This is a genomic window from Serratia sp. KH_031, from assembly GCF_057839655.1.
Genome location: NZ_CM174496.1, coordinates 2,297,050 through 2,315,913, shown reverse-complemented (window position 1 = coordinate 2,315,913; position 18,864 = coordinate 2,297,050). Strand labels below are relative to the sequence as shown.

General features: G+C 48.8%; 20 protein-coding genes. 9 read left to right on the top strand and 11 right to left on the bottom strand.

The window, feature by feature from the left end:
• The first annotated feature begins 19 nt into the window (after positions 1–19).
• A complete protein-coding gene (gene gstA / locus AC3ISQ_RS10415; protein WP_489352928.1) occupies positions 20–625 on the top strand; it encodes a glutathione transferase GstA in 606 nt (201 codons plus the stop codon).
• A gap of 41 nt (positions 626–666) precedes the next feature.
• Here gstA and pdxY read toward each other — a convergent pair whose 3' ends face one another.
• The 5 genes from pdxY to anmK form a co-directional block, all read right to left on the bottom strand.
• Positions 667–1,527, bottom strand: coding sequence for a pyridoxal kinase PdxY (gene pdxY / locus AC3ISQ_RS10410; protein ID WP_489352926.1), 861 nt, complete (start codon positions 1,525–1,527; stop codon positions 667–669).
• Between the two features lie 105 nt (positions 1,528–1,632).
• Positions 1,633–2,907, bottom strand: coding sequence for a tyrosine--tRNA ligase (gene tyrS, locus AC3ISQ_RS10405; protein WP_489352924.1), 1,275 nt, complete (start codon positions 2,905–2,907; stop codon positions 1,633–1,635).
• Between the two features lie 128 nt (positions 2,908–3,035).
• On the bottom strand, positions 3,036–3,689 hold the full coding sequence (pdxH, locus tag AC3ISQ_RS10400) for a pyridoxamine 5'-phosphate oxidase (protein WP_489352922.1): 654 nt from the start codon (positions 3,687–3,689) through the stop codon (positions 3,036–3,038).
• Positions 3,690–3,775: 86 nt separating this feature from the next.
• Positions 3,776–4,078: an MliC family protein gene (locus tag AC3ISQ_RS10395; protein WP_489352920.1), complete on the bottom strand. Its 303-nt coding sequence runs from the start codon at positions 4,076–4,078 to the stop codon at positions 3,776–3,778.
• 46 nt (positions 4,079–4,124) lie between these two features.
• Positions 4,125–5,243, bottom strand: coding sequence for an anhydro-N-acetylmuramic acid kinase (anmK, locus tag AC3ISQ_RS10390; protein WP_489352918.1), 1,119 nt, complete (start codon positions 5,241–5,243; stop codon positions 4,125–4,127).
• 326 nt (positions 5,244–5,569) lie between these two features.
• Here anmK and AC3ISQ_RS10385 point away from each other — a divergent pair, with 326 nt between their 5' ends.
• Complete coding sequence (locus tag AC3ISQ_RS10385) at positions 5,570–6,034, top strand: outer membrane lipoprotein (RefSeq protein ID WP_489352916.1); 465 nt, start codon at positions 5,570–5,572, stop codon at positions 6,032–6,034.
• 98 nt (positions 6,035–6,132) lie between these two features.
• On the opposite strand, the gene slyA is transcribed toward AC3ISQ_RS10385, so the two are convergent.
• Complete coding sequence (gene slyA / locus AC3ISQ_RS10380; RefSeq protein ID WP_489352914.1) at positions 6,133–6,564, bottom strand: transcriptional regulator SlyA; 432 nt, start codon at positions 6,562–6,564, stop codon at positions 6,133–6,135.
• 181 nt (positions 6,565–6,745) lie between these two features.
• Between slyA and AC3ISQ_RS10375 the strand changes: the two genes are divergently transcribed.
• Genes AC3ISQ_RS10375 through AC3ISQ_RS10365 form a run of 3 tightly spaced genes read left to right on the top strand, consistent with a single transcriptional unit; the run spans position 6,746 to position 9,880 of the window.
• Entirely contained in the window at positions 6,746–6,982 is a 237-nt protein-coding gene (locus AC3ISQ_RS10375; protein ID WP_489352912.1) for a DUF1656 domain-containing protein, read from the top strand.
• Positions 6,983–6,985: 3 nt separating this feature from the next.
• Complete coding sequence (locus tag AC3ISQ_RS10370; protein ID WP_489352910.1) at positions 6,986–7,843, top strand: efflux RND transporter periplasmic adaptor subunit; 858 nt, start codon at positions 6,986–6,988, stop codon at positions 7,841–7,843.
• Between the two features lie 9 nt (positions 7,844–7,852).
• On the top strand, positions 7,853–9,880 hold the full coding sequence (locus AC3ISQ_RS10365; protein WP_489352908.1) for an FUSC family protein: 2,028 nt from the start codon (positions 7,853–7,855) through the stop codon (positions 9,878–9,880).
• Here AC3ISQ_RS10365 and sodC read toward each other — a convergent pair.
• From sodC to AC3ISQ_RS10350, 3 genes are all read right to left on the bottom strand, one after another.
• The gene (sodC, locus tag AC3ISQ_RS10360) at positions 9,873–10,394 is read right to left on the bottom strand and encodes a superoxide dismutase [Cu-Zn] SodC (RefSeq protein WP_489352906.1); all 522 of its coding nucleotides are present in this window, start codon (positions 10,392–10,394) and stop codon (positions 9,873–9,875) included. The two genes, AC3ISQ_RS10365 and sodC, sit on opposite strands and share 8 nt — an antisense overlap.
• Before the next feature lie 98 nt (positions 10,395–10,492).
• Positions 10,493–11,389 (bottom strand): aldo/keto reductase, encoded by an 897-nt coding sequence (locus AC3ISQ_RS10355; protein ID WP_489352904.1) that lies wholly within the window; start codon positions 11,387–11,389, stop codon positions 10,493–10,495.
• 104 nt (positions 11,390–11,493) lie between these two features.
• Positions 11,494–11,733 carry a DUF1289 domain-containing protein gene (locus tag AC3ISQ_RS10350; RefSeq protein ID WP_489352902.1) on the bottom strand — a complete coding sequence of 80 codons (240 nt, stop codon included), beginning with the start codon at positions 11,731–11,733 and terminating at the stop codon, positions 11,494–11,496.
• Between the two features lie 240 nt (positions 11,734–11,973).
• On the opposite strand from AC3ISQ_RS10350, the gene eptA reads away from it, so the two are divergent.
• The 4 genes from eptA to AC3ISQ_RS10330 all read left to right on the top strand — a co-directional run bounded on the left by eptA (position 11,974) and on the right by AC3ISQ_RS10330 (position 16,614).
• Entirely contained in the window at positions 11,974–13,611 is a 1,638-nt protein-coding gene (gene eptA / locus AC3ISQ_RS10345; protein ID WP_489353223.1) for a phosphoethanolamine transferase EptA, read from the top strand.
• Positions 13,612–13,705: 94 nt separating this feature from the next.
• A complete protein-coding gene (locus AC3ISQ_RS10340; RefSeq protein WP_489352900.1) occupies positions 13,706–14,305 on the top strand; it encodes a TetR/AcrR family transcriptional regulator in 600 nt (199 codons plus the stop codon).
• 94 nt (positions 14,306–14,399) lie between these two features.
• A complete protein-coding gene (locus AC3ISQ_RS10335; RefSeq protein ID WP_489353222.1) occupies positions 14,400–15,497 on the top strand; it encodes an alkene reductase in 1,098 nt (365 codons plus the stop codon).
• A 208-nt stretch (positions 15,498–15,705) separates the two neighbouring features.
• Positions 15,706–16,614, top strand: coding sequence for a GNAT family N-acetyltransferase (locus AC3ISQ_RS10330; protein WP_489352898.1), 909 nt, complete (start codon positions 15,706–15,708; stop codon positions 16,612–16,614).
• Positions 16,615–16,653: 39 nt separating this feature from the next.
• On the opposite strand, the gene AC3ISQ_RS10325 is transcribed toward AC3ISQ_RS10330, so the two are convergent.
• Positions 16,654–17,667, bottom strand: coding sequence for a Rieske 2Fe-2S domain-containing protein (locus tag AC3ISQ_RS10325; protein ID WP_489352896.1), 1,014 nt, complete (start codon positions 17,665–17,667; stop codon positions 16,654–16,656).
• Positions 17,630–18,862, bottom strand: a complete 1,233-nt coding sequence (locus tag AC3ISQ_RS10320) for a terpene synthase family protein (RefSeq protein ID WP_489352894.1) — start codon at positions 18,860–18,862, stop codon at positions 17,630–17,632. The genes AC3ISQ_RS10325 and AC3ISQ_RS10320 overlap by 38 nt, the downstream gene beginning before the upstream one ends.
• Positions 18,863–18,864: the final 2 nt, after the last annotated feature.

Here is an 18,864-nt window from a genome sequence, read left to right as displayed (position 1 = left end):
CACTATCAAGGAGCTTCCGATGAAACTGTTTTATAAAGCTGGTGCCTGTTCGCTATCCCCACACATTGTGTTGCGTGAAGCGGGTTTGGACTTTACTGCGGAATCTGTCGATTTGGCGCAAAAGAAAACCGAACATGGCGAAGATTACTTGGCGATTAACCCGAAAGGGCAAGTTCCCGCGTTGTTGCTCGATGATGGTAGTCTGCTAACCGAAGGTGTGGCGATTGTGCAATACTTGGCAGATCGCGTACCTGACCGCAATCTAATCCCGGCTGCAGGCACTCTACCGCGTTACCATGCCATTGAGTGGCTCAACTACATTTCCACAGAAGTCCATAAGGGCTTCAGTCCACTGTTTAGACCTAATACGCCAGAAGAATACAAAGTGATAGCGCGCCAGCAACTTGATGCGCGTTTCAGTTATTTGGATGAGCTGTTGGCAAAACAGCAGTTTTTGATGGGCGCGCGTTTTAGCGTAGCAGATGCTTATCTGTTTACCGTGTTGCGTTGGACGGCAGCAGTGCAGATTGATCTAGCCAAACACGCTAATCTGATCACTTATATGAAACGGGTCGAGGCACGACCAGCGGTTGATGCAGCAATGAAAGCCGAAGGGTTGAAATAAATTAGCCATTTGCCCCACTGGTTTTCAGTGGGGCAACGACATTACAGTTTTACCGCTTTGAATTCGCAATCAGGCTGCACAATTCGGTCTTGAGCCGCAACGATTTGCAACTCGTACTCGCCCATTTTTTGCGTCGTCAGCATCACTTCATAGACGGCGGCGGTCACATGTTCCAACGCCTTGTCTAACGCTTCCCCTTTAAGCAAATTGACCAACAGCAATCCACTGGTCAGATCGCCTACGCCAACGGGTTGACGCGCACCGAAGTCAATCAACGGGCGGCTGGTATGCCAGGCTTCATCAGCCGTCACCAACAACATTTCAAAACAATCAGGGTGGTAACCGGCACGGCTGAGGTGTTTCACCAATACGATGCGTGGCCCTTTAGCAATCAGCTCACGCGCGGCACTGACGGCCTGTTCTACATTGGTCACAGTACGCTGGCTGAGTTGTTCTAACTCCAGCAGATTCGGAGCGATCACGTCGCTGCACGGTAACGCCTGTTGGCACAGAAACTCAGCAACACCGGGGGCAACGATGCAACCCTTCTCAGGATGTCCCATCACCGGATCGCAGAAATACCAAGCCGCGGGATTTGCCTGCTTCGTTAGTCGGACCACGTCTAAAATATGATTGCCCTGCTCTGGCGAGCCGATATAGCCACTTAGCACGGCATCACATTTTTGTAATTGATCGATAGCGATAATGCCCTGCGCAATTTCCGTCAAATGGTTAGCTGGCATCACGCAGCCAGTCCACTTGCCATATTGAGTATGGTTAGAAAATTGAACGGTATTCAGTGGCCAGACGTTGACACCCATGCGACGCATAGGAAATTCTGCCGCGCTGTTGCCAGCATGTCCGAAAACAACATGCGATTGTATAGAGAGGATATTTTTCATTTTATTGATTAGCCTTACTGTGGTGACGGTTATTCTACGCCTATCACCTTCAGCAACAACAGCTTGACGATCAAAATGGGGGCTTAATGCCCCCACTCTTCGATATTATTTCCACTCAATCAAGCAGTAGTTCTTTTTACCACGGCGCAACAGAGTATAACGGTCGAACAAACGATCGCTGTCCACGAAGGTGTATTCGGCGTTTTCCTGCTTCTCACCGTTCACCGAGATCGCTTTAGAGCCAATCATGGTGCGCGCTTGACCACGTGATGGAACCAGTTCTGCATTCACCAACGCTTGTTGCAGATCGGCGTCATTTTCCAGCGTGATAGTTGGCATACCGTCTTGCGCCAGTTGAGCTAAATCGGCGGTGGTCATTTCAGTCACAGAACCGGAGAACAGGCTAGCGGTGATACGTTTAGCCGCCGCCAAGCCTTCTTCGCCGTGAACCATTTTGGTCACTTCTTCCGCCAGCACGTACTGAGCTCGTGGTGCCGTACCGCTGTTCTTATCTTCTTCTTCCAAAGCGTTGATCGCTTCCAGATCCAAGAAGGTGAAGAATTTCAGGAAGCGATAAACGTCAGCATCTGCGGTATTGATCCAGAATTGGTAGAACTTGTACGGACTGGTTTTCTCTGGTGCCAACCAAACTGCGCCGCCTTCGGTTTTACCGAATTTGGTGCCATCAGATTTAGTGATCAAAGGCACGGTCAGACCAAACACTTGCTTCTGGTGCATACGGCGGGTCAGGTCGATACCCGAAGTGATGTTACCCCACTGGTCAGAACCACCAATTTGCAGCTCTACCTGATGACGGTTGTACAGCTCGGCAAAGTCGAAACCTTGCAGCAAGTTGTAGGAAAACTCAGTGAAGGAGATACCGGAATCGTCACGGTTCAGACGCTGTTTCACCGCTTCCTTGTTGATCATCTGGTTAACCGAGAAATGCTTACCGATGTCACGCAGGAAGCTCAGCACGTTCATGCTGCCAAACCAATCGTAGTTGTTCGCTGCAATCGCACTGTTGCTGCCACAGTCAAAATCGAGGAACGGAGAAACCTGTTTGCGGATTTTCTCTACCCACTCGTTAACCGTTTCGCTGGTGTTCAGCTTACGTTCTGCGGCTTTAAAACTGGGATCGCCGATCATACCCGTTGCGCCACCGACCAATGCCACCGGTTTGTGTCCCGCCAGTTGGAAGCGCTTCAGGCACAACAGAGGAACCAGATGGCCCAAATGCAAGCTGTCGGCGGTGGGATCGAAACCGCAATACAGTGCAATTGGCCCTTGCGCCAGTCGCTCTGCTAACGCTTCTTCGTCCGTAACCTGGGCAATGAGGCCCCGCTCTTGCAGTTGTTTAATCAAGTTGCTGCTTGCCATCAATGACTCCCTATAAACGAATGCACCTTTGCCGGTACACGGCTTTCGCCCAGTGGCGAAACAATCAAAAATTTAGGTAGCGCATAGAATAAAGCGCCAGCCGCATCAGTGCCAGCGCTTAAAGGGATTTAAGGTGCCAGACGGTCAATTTTCCAGTCATTTTCTTCACGCTGATACAGGAAACGGTCATGTAAACGGTGTTCGCCGCCCTGCCAGAACTCAACGGAGTCAAATTTAACGCGGAAACCGCCCCAGAAACTCGGCAATGGCACTTCGCCCTGTTGGAATTTCTGTTTCAATTCGAGGAATTTACTTTCCAAGATGCCACGCGCCGAAATACGTGAAGATTGCTGCGATACCCAAGCACCGATTTGGCTATCTTTCGGCCGGCTATGGAAATACTTCATCACTTCCAGCGTCGATAAACGTTCAGCTTTACCGAGGAAAATGACCTGACGATCCAGCATGTGCCACGGGAACAGCAGGCTGACTTGCGGGTTATGCGCCAGTTGTTGCGCTTTACGGCTACCCAAATTGGTATAGAACACTAAACCTTGGTCATCAAAATGTTTGAGCAATACGATGCGTTGATAAGGTTGACCATTTTCATCCACCGTCGCCACACACATGGCGGTAGGATCGGCTAGACGCGCTTCGCAGGCCTGTTTCAGCCAGCGTTCAAATAATTCGAGAGGATTTGCCGTTAGATTGTTACGACGTAGACCACCACGGACATATTCGCGGCGCAGATCCGCGACATCAAATTCATTATTATCAGCCATCTGGGAAGTAACCAAGCAAAGAAATCGTGGCGTCATTTTGCGCTTATGGCGTCAGAATCTCAATCGTTCTGACGCCATAAGGCCCGTTAGGGCACTAACGTACAATCGTCCATCACCACTTTGCCACTACGTTCGACAAAAGCGTTTTGCCCTTTCGACCAGAATGTGTACTTGTCATCACTGTACTTCGCCCCTGAAGCAGAAATCACTTGTTTCAGCTTCAGTTGCTCACCATCCATCACAAAACTGGCGGTACTTTCTTCACCATTCAAGGCCACGGTCAACGGTGTGGTACCACATTGATAATGCAGGGTTTGGCTCTTCTGCGGCAAAATATAACTACACCCGGCTAACAGCAGCATACTGGTTACAACGATGATTTTTTTCATAGGATTTTCCTTAAGACCATCAATCCTCTTTATCCTAACAGAGCTATTAGTGCCCCAATGGAAAAACCGGATAAATCCCACCCAGCAAAGTTTCACGACTGGCACCCGTCACAGAAGGCAAATTACCCGGCTGCCCTGACAGCGTGCGGAACGCCAACCAAGCAAACGCCAACGCTTCCATATCATCACCGCTAACGCCAAATTCATCCGTTGCACCCACCTCGGTTCCCGGCAGTAGTGCTGACATACGTGCCATCAGCAACGGGTTACGCGCCCCGCCACCGCACACCAACAATCGTTCACAACCTCCAGCCAACTGCACCTGATCGCAAATCGTGGTTGCGGTCAATTCAGCCAAGGTAGTCATGACATCGACCGGTTTCAGCCCCGGCATACTGGCAAGCTGCCGCTCCAACCAACTGATATTGAAGTATTCACGCCCGGTACTTTTTGGCGCAGGTAATGCAAAATAAGGATCGGTCAACATTTGTTGCAATAACGGCAGGCAAACTCGGCCAGACATCGCCCATTCGGCATCTTTATCGTAAGGTTGAGCACGATGACGCCACACCCAAGCATCCATTAACATATTACCCGGCCCAGTATCAAAACCGCGTACCGGAGCCCCCGGCAACAACAAAGAAAGATTGGCAATACCGCCGATATTAAGCACCATCCGCCGTTCAGCGGGATCGGCTAGCAGCGCCTGATGAAAAGCCGGAACTAGCGGTGCCCCTTGCCCACCATAGGCCATATCGCGACGGCGAAAATCGCCCACAGTAGTGATATTGGTTAAGGCGGCAACGCGGTTGTTATCGCCCAATTGCATGGAGAAACGCGCATCACCTTCCGGCTCATGCCATACGGTCTGACCGTGACAGCCGATGGCGGTAATCTCGTGGGCGGGAACACCCGTCTGTTTCAGCAAACCCAATACCGCTTCACCAAATAGCGTACCAAGTTGAGCATCCAGACGACCCACGGCGGAAAGCGTGGTCTGCTGCCCTTGGCACATAGCAAGAATGTCTTTTTTCAGTTGGATCGGCATAGGATGGCTGTAACTAGCCTGTTGTGCCACCATGCGCTCATCAATAGCGGCAAGCACCACATCAATGCCATCCAGACTCGTTCCCGACATCACACCTATATAACGACCAGACTTCATAGCAACATCCTTTATGCGAATGATTTAAACCCAGCAAATAAACTACAATTAAAGGACTTACGCCATAAATTACGATGAATTTGTTTTACCTCTGTGAGCAAAACGTCTGTTTCTCACCTGATGGTAATCCGAATCGCACGCCTAACACTGTCATAAACCTAAACCACCGTTTATTATTTGTTGAGCAGAACAAGGTTACACTGCAAAACGTGATAGCCAATAACGATTCGGAACTCTTCCAAGCGTATTTTGTCTATTGTGTTCACCGAATCTGGCCTGAGTGAAGCAATCACCGGGTTATGGACTACAACTATCAGGAGTTTTATATGATTAAGCGTCTTCTCGTCGTCGCCGTTGCGGCAGTCACGCTGGCAGGATGCGCCAATGAATCCATGTCTGGCGATGTTTACTCTGCTTCTCAAGCGAAGCAAGTGCAGACCGTCACTTATGGCACACTGGTTTCTGTACGTCCGGTAAAAATCCAGGGTGGTGAGGGTTCCAACGCTCTTGGCGCCATCGGTGGTGCAGTCCTCGGCGGGTTCTTGGGTAATACCGTCGGCGGCGGTACTGGTCGTTCGCTGGCTACCGCAGCAGGTGCTGTGGCGGGTGGCGTAGCAGGTAACAGCATCGGCGAAATGGCTGGCCGTACCTCTGGTTATGAATTAGAAATCAAAACCGACAATAAAGAAAATATTGTCGTAGTGCAAAAAGCTGGCGACACCAAATTCAGCCCAGGGCAGCGCGTCCGTATGGCAAGAACCGGTAGCACCATCACCGTTTCACCGCTGTAATTCCCCTGCGCTCAAGCAAAAACGGGAGGCCATTAATTAGCCTCCCGTCTCATTTCTGATGCTGTAGAATGTAATTACACAAGAAAAAAAGCTTATTATTATTTATTTTGTAGTTCGCTAATGTTTTGTTCCAACTTATCAATCAACCCTACCAATACCTGTACTTCGTTTGCTGAGATGCCACTGAGAATTTCACTACGTGTAGAAACAATGACGTTGTTTACTTCCTGAATAATCGGCTGCGCCGCTTCGGTCAGTTTGATACGTTTTGCTCGTCGATCGTTGGCACAGGTATGTCGAGTAATCAGCCCTTTATCTTCTAGTTGATCCAAAGTACGGACCAAAGAAGGCTGCTCGATACCAATCGCTTTGGCCAGTTGGATTTGTGACTGCTCCGGCGGCAACCGATTGATATTATGCAATGTAACCCAATGAGTTTGCGTGAGCTCCAACGGCTTAAGCCGATGATCAATGAGCGCACGCCAAACCCGAACTAATCGTGCTAAATCTGAACCTAATGTTGATTCCACCTCTCCCTCCTTAATAGTTAGCATGCTAACATTACCTACCAGAACTTAGTCTATTCTGGGTAAACAACATTAAAAACACAAATGTATATAATGTATATTGTGGAATTAGCCACCATTTTTTATGGTTATTGTTCACTTACTCAGCAAATAGTTCACTGATTCACTTGTAGGAATTGTTAACGTGAATACACCATGGAACCACAGTGCTTCATTTCTTCCCGATTTGGTACTCGGCTCATCACTTTATTTTCCACCTATATTTAAGGCCCTGCTGCTCGGGTTGGTCTTGTGGCTACTCATCCACCACCTGTTACGTGAGTGGATTTATTCCGGTGAGATCTGGCACCCCATGCTGATGGATCTCAGCATTTTTATCATCGCGGTCAGCGCTTCTCTATGGATTTTGGCGAGTTGGTAACTGATGAAACATAAAACATTAAAATATTTCTCTACCGTAATCGTTTGTGCCATTGCCATCTGTGCAGGCTGGTGGTTATGGAATTATTATATGCAATCCCCTTGGACACGCGATGGTAAAGTTCGTGCCGAATTGGTTGATATCACCCCCGAAGTTTCTGGCCGAATAGAAAAAATAACCGTCAATGACAACCAATTTGTTCCCGCTGGCAGTCTGATCTTTAGCCTAGATCCGGTTCCGTACCAAATTGCCCTTAGCAACGCAGAAGCGGCCTTGGCAAAAGCGCAGTCCGATATGGCAAAGGCCAATCACGAAGCTGCGCGTCGCCAAAGATTATCGCAGAATGTTATTTCCGCTGAAGATATGGATCAGTCAAATTTAAACGCCCAAGCCATGAAAGCCGCCTATAAAGCGGCAGAAGCTAACTTGGAACAAGCGAAATGGAATTTAAGTAAGACAAATATTTATACCCCGGTTGATGGTTATATTACCAACCTACAGGCTCGTGTCGGTAACTACGCCACGGCAGGGACACCGCTGGTGGTATTGGTCGATAAGCACTCATTTTATGTGTTGGGTTATTTCGAAGAAACCAAGCTGAAACATATAAAAGAAGGTAATAAAGCCGACATTGTTTTATATAACGGCAATGTTCCATTACAAGGCCAAGTCGAGAGTATTGGCCGTGCCATTTATGATCAAAGTGCCGATAACAGCAGTGCATTATTAATGGATGTGAAACCGAACGTTCCTTGGGTTCGCTTGGCACAACGTGTTCCTGTACGGATAAAACTGCTCGATATTCCGACTGATTTGACCTTGGTCGCAGGAACCACCTGCACCATTTCAATTCATCAGTAAGGCTAAAGTGTGAACCTCCCCTTTTTGGAATGGAACAGAACCCCTTGGGGTAAAGCCAACGCGGCTCAATGGCGTTATGCCATCCGTAACTCGGTCGCGATGTGTCTGTCGCTGTGGGTCGCGTTTGTGCTCAACCTCGATGAACCTTACTGGGCAATGACCTCCGCTGCCGTAGTGAGTTTCCCCACCGTCGGCGGGGTTATCAGCAAAAGTATGGGGCGGATTGTCGGCAGTATGATCGGGGCGGGTGCCTCGGTGGCCATTGCTGGCCAGTGCCTGAACGATCCTTGGTTATTCACCTTGTTTATCGCCAGTTGGCTGAGCCTATGTACTTATATTTCTAATCATTATCAAAACAATGTTTCTTACGCCTTTGCCCTCGCGGGTTATACCGCCGCCATCATCGCCTTCAGCACAGTCAATGTTACCGATACACAACAGATTTTCGATATTGCCCAAGCACGTGTTTGTGAGGTGATCACCGGTATTTTATGTGGCGGCTTGATGATGATGATTTTACCAAGCACCTCTGATGGCGAAACCCTACTGACCTCATTCCGACGAATGCACCTGCGGTTGTTGGAACATGCCGCCATGTTGTGGCAACCCGAGGTCACACCGCAAATGAGGACTTCTCACGAAGGGGTAATCGGTCAGATCCTAACCATGAATGTGCTGCGCATTCAGGCATTCTGGAGCCATTACCGTTTACGTCAGCAAAATAACGCGCTTAATTATCTGCTTCATCAACAGTTACGGCTTACCAGCGTGATTTCCAGCCTGCGTCGAATGCTGCTCAACTGGCCAGATCGTCCAGACAATTTAGCGATGGTGTTGGAACAAGTGCTGGCCGAACTGGCTGATCCACACACCAATAAATACCGCCTCGCTCGCATTCTGCAACAGCTAAACCCACAAGATGATGCCGATTATCGCCATCGTGCCTTTATGTTGCGACTGCGCCATTTTTGCTGGTTGTATCTGAGTTCCGGTCGCTGGATACAGCGCTTAGAAAACGCGACGCCAGCCGATGATATTCAGGTTCCGCGCACCGCATCATTGACGAGCCACACCGACAGTTATGAGGCCGCTTACAACGCCTTGCGTACTTTTCTCTGTATTGTGGTCGGTTGTGCTTATTGGATTAATACTCAATGGGATACCGGTAGTTCAGCGCTCACACTGGCGGCAGTGAGTTGCGTTCTGTACTCTTCGGTCGCGAATCCGGTAAAAAGTGTCACCACCTTGTTGCAAGCGATCCTGTGGCTATTTGTGGGGAGTTTTGTGATGAAGTTCGGCTTGATGGTGCAAATTGATGATTTTTGGGTGTTTTGCGCGTTCTTGTTCCCTATTCTCATCACCATGCAGATGATCAAATTACAGCACCCCGCCTACGCCGCGCTGTGGGGACAATTGATCGTGTTTATGGGTTCGTTTCTCGCCGTCACTAATCCACCCAGTTACGATTTTGCGGCATTTATCAATGGTAACGTCAGCAAAGTCGCCGGTGTCTTGCTGGCCGTTTTGGCTTTCCAGATTCTGAAACCCAGTTCCGACAAACGCAAAAGCCAACGTATTATCAGGGCGTTGCGCCGTGATTTTAACGATCAACTCAGCAAACATCCGCAACAAAACGAAAGTCAGTTTGAATCGCTGATTTATCACCGCATCAATCAACTGAGCCAAAGTCAGGATCAGGAAGCTCGCGGCTGGTTACTGCGTTGGGGCGTAGTGTTATTGAACTGTAGTCACGTGGTCTGGCAACTACGAGGCTGGCAAACCCGTTCCGATCCGCTCTCGGCCGTGCGCGATGTTTGCATTCATCATTTACGCGGCATCATGACCGAACACGGCATACAGCACCGTTCTCTCGACGCGACTTTGCAAGAATTACAGCGAATGAGTGATTCATTGGCGCACCACCCCGATCAGGCGGCGCGTGAATTGGCAGGACTCATCTGGCGGTTGGTTTGTTCATTACAACAGTTACAACAAGCCACGCCGCCAGTACAGGATAATTCGCTCGCAGTTACTTGATCACACCACAGGCGAAGCGAGCCCCGCCACCGCCTAATGGCGTAGGGTGATCGGCATGGTTATCACCACCCGCATGAACCATCAGCGCTTTGCCTTCAATTTCGCTGATTTTTTTCAAGCGAGGAGCCAGAACGGGATCGCTAGCTTTACCATTGTCAGTGACATAAATGGCCGGTAAATCACCTAAATGACCGTCAGCATACGGCCCGAGGTGTTTGCCGGTTTTCTGTGGATCGAAATGCCCACCGGCAGCCAAAGCGGCCACCGCTTTACCGTCTTTCATACCCGGTTCACAGCTTCCTTTTTCATGCACGTGGAAACCATGTACCCCCGCCGGTAATTCCTTCAGTTCTGGGGTGAACAGTAAACCGTATTGCGTTTCACTGATGGCGACTTTGCCGATGTCCTGCCCAATACCTTCGGCAGTCACCAAATGCATTTCAACATCCACCGTTGCCGCTTGCGCGACACCACAAGCCGCTAAACCTAATGCCGCATACCAATAACGTTTCATCAATTCTCTCCTTGAGATGGCTGTTACAGAATACTCAGTATAGGGGAATAATCCGTTTTTACATGAGCCGAGCGGCGGTGACTGCCCGGCAGGAATGATTAAGGAACGTCGTAGCCTAATGCCGCTTTACGGATACGGAACCACTGCTGACGACTCATTTCCAGCTTTTCCGCCTTCAATGCACTGCGCACACGCTCAATTTTGCCAGAGCCGATGATCGGTAGCGGTGCAGAGGGCAGACGCATCACCCAGGCGTAGACCACTTGCTCGATAGTTTCTGCGCCAATTTCTTGCGCCACAGTTTGCAACTCTTCACGCAAAAAGTGGAATTCCGCATCGCTAAACAAACGACCACCGCCCAAGCATGACCACGCCATTGGCTTGATGCGCAGTTGTTGGCATTGATCGAGCGTACCGTCCAGAATGGTCGGTTGATGGATTGGCGATATTTCGACCTGATTCGTCACCAGTGAAAACGGCAAGCGTGATTGCAACAGAGTGAACTGGGTTGGCGTAAAGTTAGAAACGCCGAAATGACGCACTTTGCCGCTCTTATGCAACCCGACAAAAGCTTCTGCCACTTCATCAGCATCCATCAACGGATCGGGGCGGTGGATCAACAGCAAATCGAGATAATCGGTATGTAGATGCTTCAGGGACTGCTCGGCACTATCTACGATATGTTTGCTGTCAGTAATGTAATGACCGATCGGGTTCCCCGGCTTGGCGGTGGTGGCGATACCACATTTTGTCACTAACTCCATCTGTTGGCGCACCGACGGTTTCAAGCGCACCGCTTCGCCAAACGCTTTCTCGCACTCATAACCGCCATAAATATCCGCATGATCCGCCGTGGTGATGCCCAGCTCAATATGCTGTTCGATAAACGCCAGCAGTTGCTGTGGCGTCATACCCCACTCCATCAGCCGCCAGTAGCCGCAAATCATACGTGAGAATTCTGGCCCCTGTGGTGCAAGCTTAGTACGGTTCACCATGTTCAAACCTCATCGAATTATTTAAGAATTAAAAGTTGGTTAGCAGCATACACAAGCGTGCGAACAGGAGGAAACGCAGAGTCGTAGCGAGATCATAAAAATGACTAAAACAGTGAAGGTTGTTCCGGTGGCTGTTCTTCCGCTTGCTTATTAGCACGTTGTAAGCGCAGAAAACGTTGCCGGCACAGGCGCAGCACATCGCGTTTTTGCGCATCGTCAAAACTCATCCAGTTGAAACGCTCTTCACGACTGCGCATACAACCCCGACAGAAGCCGCGATCGTCGGCCTGACAAATCCCCCGACACGGGCTGGGAATATCGAAAAACTCAAGTTGCTGTGCCACCTGTCCGTCCTCCTGTGTCCTGCCTTAAGTGAAGACGCCATCGACGCCGCTGGCAAGTCGCTTTTCGTTATCTCGGCGAAAATGTTCCCCTACTGCTGACTACACGCATCCGGCTGTCATCGGCAGCCTGAATTTAAACCAAAAGTAAACGACGCAACAATATTATCAACCATTAAGGTTATCTTAATCTGCATCCTGTAAATTTCACCGTATTACAGTAAATAGGATGCAATTTTGGCAATGTGGTTACGTCAACGCTTACAATGCAATAGTCTGGGATTTATTCTTGCCAGTTCCTTGTTTTTCACCTTATTTCAAAACGCCCTATTCTTGCATCAAGCATGGTCATATATCAGTTTTACTAGCCTTCAAAACCTGATTTTCGCTGCCACCATGCCGGTAGTGATTTTCTGTGCGTTGAACATTATTTTCAGCGTACTGATGATCCCATTCCTACGTAAACCGTTGATGATCATCTTCTTGATCGGTAGCGCCGCCGCCAACTACTTTATGTTCAGTTACGGTGTGGTGATCGACGGCAATATGATGCAAAACGCCTTCGAAACCAATTCGCAAGAGGCCACCGCCCTGCTTACGCCGCGTATGGGACTGTGGCTGATACTATTGGGTATTCTGCCTGCGGTCATAGTTTGCTTTACTCATATCCGCCAAACGCGCCCATGGTGGTACATGCTCGGCATTCGTGCCGCGAACGTGATGCTCTCTGTCGTCATCATTCTACTCATTGCCGCCTTCTTCTATAAAGATTATGCGTCGTTGATCCGCAATAACAAAAGCGTGGTGAAAATGCTCACGCCGTCGAACTTTGTTGCGGGTACCATTAAGTACACTCAACATCGCTATTTCACCCGTAACTTACCGCTGATAAAAATTGGCGAGGATGCTAAGAAAGGTCCGTTGATTAGCGGACAGCAAAAGAAAACGCTAGTGATCTTGGTGGTGGGTGAAACCGCGCGGGCGGAAAACTTCTCTCTCGGCGGTTATCAACGAGAAACCAATCCGCGTTTAAAGCAAGACGACGTGGTGTATTTTAAAAACGCCAGTTCTTGCGGCACTGAGACGGCAATATCGGTTCCTTGCATGTTCTCCAACATGCCGCGCAAAGATTATGACGCGACCTTAGCCAGTCATCAGGAAGGTATGCTCGACGTATTGGCACACGCTGGCGTCAACGTGTTGTGGCGTGAAAACGATGGCGGTTGTAAAGGTGCCTGCGATCGCGTGCCACATGTCGACATGACACAAATGAAATTGCCGCAAGATTGCGACGGTGATGTTTGTATGGACAACGTATTGCTGCACAAACTGAATAACTATATTGACGGTTTGAAAGGCGATGGCGTGATTGTATTACACCAAATGGGCAGCCACGGCCCGGCTTATTACCGCCGTAGCACGCCGGAATTTCAAAAGTACTCCCCAACCTGCAACACCAACCAAATCCAGGATTGTTCACCTGAACAGTTGGTCAACACCTATGACAACTCAATCCTGTATACCGATGCGATGCTGGATAGCACCATCAAGCTGTTGCAGCAATATAGTGACCGTTTCAATACCGCGATGGTCTATCTTTCCGACCACGGTGAGTCTTTAGGTGAGAACGGTATGTATCTGCACGGTACGCCTTATCTGTTCGCACCGAGTCAACAAACACATATCCCATTCATGATGTGGATGTCGGCTGATTATCAACGCAATTTCGGCATCAACCGACAATGTTTGAACACCATGGCCGAGAAAGATGAAATCTCGCAAGACAACCTGTTCCACACCATGCTAGGTATGCTGGATATTCAAACCAAAGAATATCAGCCTAGTTTAGACATTCTGCAACGCTGTCGCAGCGCAGGTTGATACGTTACTATCACCCTTTCGAACCGGCGTTAATCGCCGGTTTTTTTATCACCAACTTGACCTAGACCAATCGGTCTATTATGCTCATCCCACTATGACAAAGAATACACATTGCAACCCGGACACCCGTGAACATCTGCTTGCCACTGGCGAGACACTCAGCCTACGCCTAGGTTTTACCGGCATGGGGCTCAGTGAATTGCTGAACACCGCAGGTGTGCCCAAAGGTTCGTTTTATCATTACTTCCGCTCGAAGGAAGCCTTCGGTGAAGCGATGCTGCAGCGTTATTTCGAGCTTTACGATCGTGAGATCGAGCAATTGTTCGCCGATGATGGTCGCAATGCTCGTCAGCAACTATTGAGCTATTACGCCCGATCTATCGATTTCTTCTGCCGCAGCGAGTGCCACAATTCTTGTCTGGCGGTGAAGTTGTCTGCTGAAGTGAGCGATCTGTCAGAACCGATGCGCCATGCACTGGAAGTAGGTTCAGCTCAAGTATTGGATCGTTTACAAGACACCGTTGAGCGCGGCGTTCGCGAAGGTTCACTGACCATTAAACTCAGCCCAGCTGCTATGGCGGAAACGTTGTATGCGCTGTGGCTCGGTGCTTCACTGCGAGCCAAAATTCGCCGTTCGGTGTCACCACTGACGAGTGCATTAGAAACCATTGAACTGCTGTTACCTACGCCGTAGGTATAAAACTAACTCCCGGTTTTACCAAGAGATTACTGTTGTAGGATTACTGTTTTATTTTTACTAGTCGACCAGTCTATTAATAGGATGCATGATGAAGATTGAAAAATTATTCTCCCCGCTCAAGGTTGGCTCGGTAACACTGCCTAACCGTGTATTTATGGCACCACTGACACGCCTGCGCAGTATCGAACCGGGTGATATTCCAACGCCGTTGATGGCTGAATACTATGCACAACGCGCCAGCGCTGGATTGATCGTCACGGAAGCGACACAGATTTCTTTCCAGGCGAAAGGCTATGCTGGTGCACCCGGCTTGCATACCCCGGAACAAATAGCCGCGTGGAAAACAATCACTCAGGCGGTCCATGACCAAAACGGCCATATCGCTGTACAGTTATGGCACGTAGGTCGTATTTCTCACTCCAGTTTGCAACCTGGCCAACAAGCACCGGTAGCACCTTCAGCAATTAACGCCGGTACGCGTACCACTATTCGTGATGCCAACGGAGCTTGGGTTCGTGAACCGACCTCTACCCCACGAGCTTTGGAAACCGCGGAGATCCCAGGAATTGTAAACGATTTCCGCCAAGCCACCGCCAACGCGCGTGAAGCGGGTTTCGATTTCATTGAATTACACGCGGCGCATGGCTATTTACTGCATCAATTTATGTCACCCGCATCTAACCAGCGCACCGATCAGTACGGTGGCAGTATCGAAAACCGGACGCGTTTAACGCTGGAAGTGGTCGATGCCACCATTGCCGAATGGGGTTCAGAGCACATTGGGATTCGCATCTCCCCACTTGGACCATTTAACGGTTTGGATAACGGTGAGGATCAGGAGGAAGCCGCGCTGTATCTGATCGAAGAGTTGAATAAACGTAACATCGCTTTCCTGCATATCTCTGAACCAGACTGGGCTGGCGGTAAACCGTACTCTACTGCCTTCCGTGATGCCGTGCGCGCGCACTTCAAGGGGGTGATCGTTGGCGCAGGTGCCTACACCGCGGAAAAAGCAGAAGAGCTTATAAATCAAGGCTTTATCGATGCCGTTGCCTTTGGTCGCAGCTATATTGCCAACCCGGATCTGGTCGAGCGCTTCAAACAAGGTGCAGCACTGAGCGAACCAAAACCAGAAACCTTCTATGGCGGTGGCGCAGAAGGCTACTCCGATTATCCAACGTTGTAATTAAATTCACACGGTGAATATTACCAAGCCAGACATTAAATTATGTCTGGCTTTCTTGTCGTAAATCCCATCATCTAACTGGAAAATTTCCGGTAAAACCCTTACTCTAGTGCCACCTTGGGTGGGACTCCGCCTGCTTTTGCTTAGCTGAAACACACGTGTACCGAATAAAGCACTCCACTTCATCCGGTAGAATGGATTTACCATTATGTTATTTAGAATTAAAAATAAAGTGACTCGTTGGGAAGTTGGCAACGAAAGTGACTATCAGCATTGCTACGATCTCTATGGTGGCAATGTCTCCACGCACCCTAATATTTTGAAATTTCTTCACCAGAGAACGAATTGCAACCCTCGCTACTATATCAAACGAGGGAAGAACGGCGGATTGTTGGGCTCATTTTGTATCTGGGGCAAGCAATTTCTCGCTTCTGATCATGAAGCCTTCAAAAAATTTGACCTTTCCAAATACCCCATCGCGCATGATGAATTAATACTCCCCTTCGCCCCAACCATGCGAGCGACACTGCCCTTTAAGTCAAAAAGCCTATCTTCACTTAACCAACGTAACTTTCGCAACGTCTCATTCCGGTTAAATAGTGGTCGAGAAATTTGCTTGGCTAAAGACGGCTTTTCATCAAAAACAAAATCACGCAGAAATAAAGAATTAAGAGAGTTTATCGCTGCGGGTGGTGAAGTGCGTGATCAGGCCTCATACAGTGCTGAAGAGTTAACCCATATTTATTTAGAGCTATTTAAAATCCGTTGGGGTGTTGAACCTAATAACGTTAGAGAACTGTTCGATTTCATTCAGAATTTGCGCCACCATATATTTGGTCACGTATTAGTCATGAACGGAAAACCCTGTGCTTTCCAGTTAATTACCACAGCAGAAAGTCCAGGCTGGATCGCATTTGATTATATTAATGGCGGCGTAGATACTGACCTGAATAAATTCAGCCCTGGCACCATTGTGACTTGGCTTAATGTCAAAGCCGCATTTGAACTTTGCCAGAGTAAAAATAAGACTATGCGCTATTCGTTTGGCAAACCCACCGCCGACTATAAAGATCGTTGGTGTTATCGCGCCCCAGTTGGACGCGCGCTGGTATTATAAGTAGGCTCTATACTCTAAATAATTCGAGTTGCATCAAGGTTAGCCAATACGGCTAACCTTGATAATATTGTCGCTGCTCTTCATCTCTTGCCCAGGATAGAACTGCGTACTCCAATGGCGAAAAGCCCCCATCGTTCCTTCACCCGCCATGAGATGTGGATTATTCGCATAACGGCGATGTTGCCAGATAGGAAAATCCTCACTGACAACTTGGACAAACCAGCGATGTGCCAATTTGATCAACACACTATATAGTGCGGTGCGTAATACGCTTGGCATCGCATCACAACGACGAATGCGTAACACATCAGCCCAACGAAACGTCCAGTCTAGTGGGCCGGTTTGTGTACCAAAAGCGAGTGTTTTCACCTGAACTCCCAAACTGGGAACATCACTTTCTCCTAATACATGCCCCACACCATAATTACGTAATTTCATTTGCAATGGCATATTGCGCCAACGAGCACTCATGTTCATCTCCATGATAGGACCGTCAATCTGGTGCGTCATCACCACATCGGTAAAACCATGAACACAGGCGAAATGCACTGCATCAGCACTGTTCTCTGACATATCTTGTGCATAACCACTCAGGTGGTAACAACTACCGCTTGGGTTGGAAAAATATTGCAGATCCAACTCTGGCAACTCCCACCAGGGTTCACGACCCTCAGAATCATGCCAGACGATCACCATCCCCCGAGCCTCTTGGGCAATACGAACACTCAATGCCGCTTTGGGTGGTACCGAATTACAAGCGGTGCGAACACAACGGCCATCTAAACCAAAAGCCAAGCCATGGAAAGGACAAACGATGCTTTCCCCTTCAACTCGCCCACCGTGCCCCAAATGAGCGCCTAGGTGTGGACAATAGGGATCAATAACCCGTACCACACCCGTTTGTGTACGGTACAACACCAGTTCCTGTCCCATAAAAGGCACGGTTAATACCGTGCCGGGCTTTAACTCATGACTAAAACAAGCTGCAAACCAACCGTTGGGATAAGGCAACGGTTTACGCTGTTGCATTTCCAGATTGAGTTGCCGCGTCATTTGCCCCATCGGTTACAGGCTCCCATGCTTTATGTTGGTAAGGTTGCTGCTTGTCATTGAATTTTCTGCCGACTTCTCTAGCTTGCTCAACCAAATGATTCGGGTGATAGCGTTGTGCACCTCCTGATTTCTTCGCCGGATCATATTCCCACCACCAAGCAATAGAGGGTAATGGAACCGGCTCCACACTTTTATCTAGCGGTTGATCAGCCGACATTCCCCCATCAAAGCACGGGCGATTCTTGTCTGAATTGAGATACCGATAACGTTCATCAGTACGATGCCATTCAAGTATTCCGGTTTGATAGTCGACCAAAGCGGCAATATAACGCGCGATCTCGGGTGAAGCGGTCTGCAACATTTCTTCCCGTAAGCGGACGAATAACCCCATGATTCGGTCATGCATTTGATAAAGCCAGCGGAGTGCTGCCATTGGCTCAGCAAAATTAAAATTGCGACAGATGGCATCGACCAAATTATGCCCGCGGCTATCCAAACTATTTCGCATACTTTCTTTCGCATAAGAAAATATTTCATTTTCCCAAACGACTAATGACGCCGCCATTTCAGTCATGGCGTATAAACGCCGATCCAGATATTCTTCTTGTGTAATATGTATACCGGCAACGACATGTCGTAATACCGGGAATACCATCCCACCGCCCCCAGCTAAACGTAGAAAAGTACATTGATCCAGCGTCGGATTCATACAGCCCGCTTTCACCATTTCCGCCAGAAAATAACCTTTCTGCGCCTCTACAACCCGATTGACCTGCACGGGTGTCGCGTGACGCGCTAAGCGAATGTGTAATTCTTGCATCGATAACGAATAACGATCGGTCGCTTCTACCGGATATTCCGGACATTCCATCGCTCGATTCATATAAGCGCTGGCCATGATCATCGTTTCCGGTTTTTTTGTTACGGGTCCCTCGTCACACCATTCATCATCATAAGCAAATGCCCAAGCCATCCAATCAGAAGCCAATTGGATTAACTCATTTGACCCCGTAGGATAAGCCAGTGCAGCTAACCGCCCCCACCCCGGCCGAACCATACGTTTCTTTTGTTCTTCATCCCAATATAATTCCCAATATTCAAGCCAATCAGCGGTGTTCTTATCAAATTGCGCCACATTAGGGTTTTCTTGATGCTTAAATGGACAATATATTGGCGGTAATGTAATTAGAGACATAA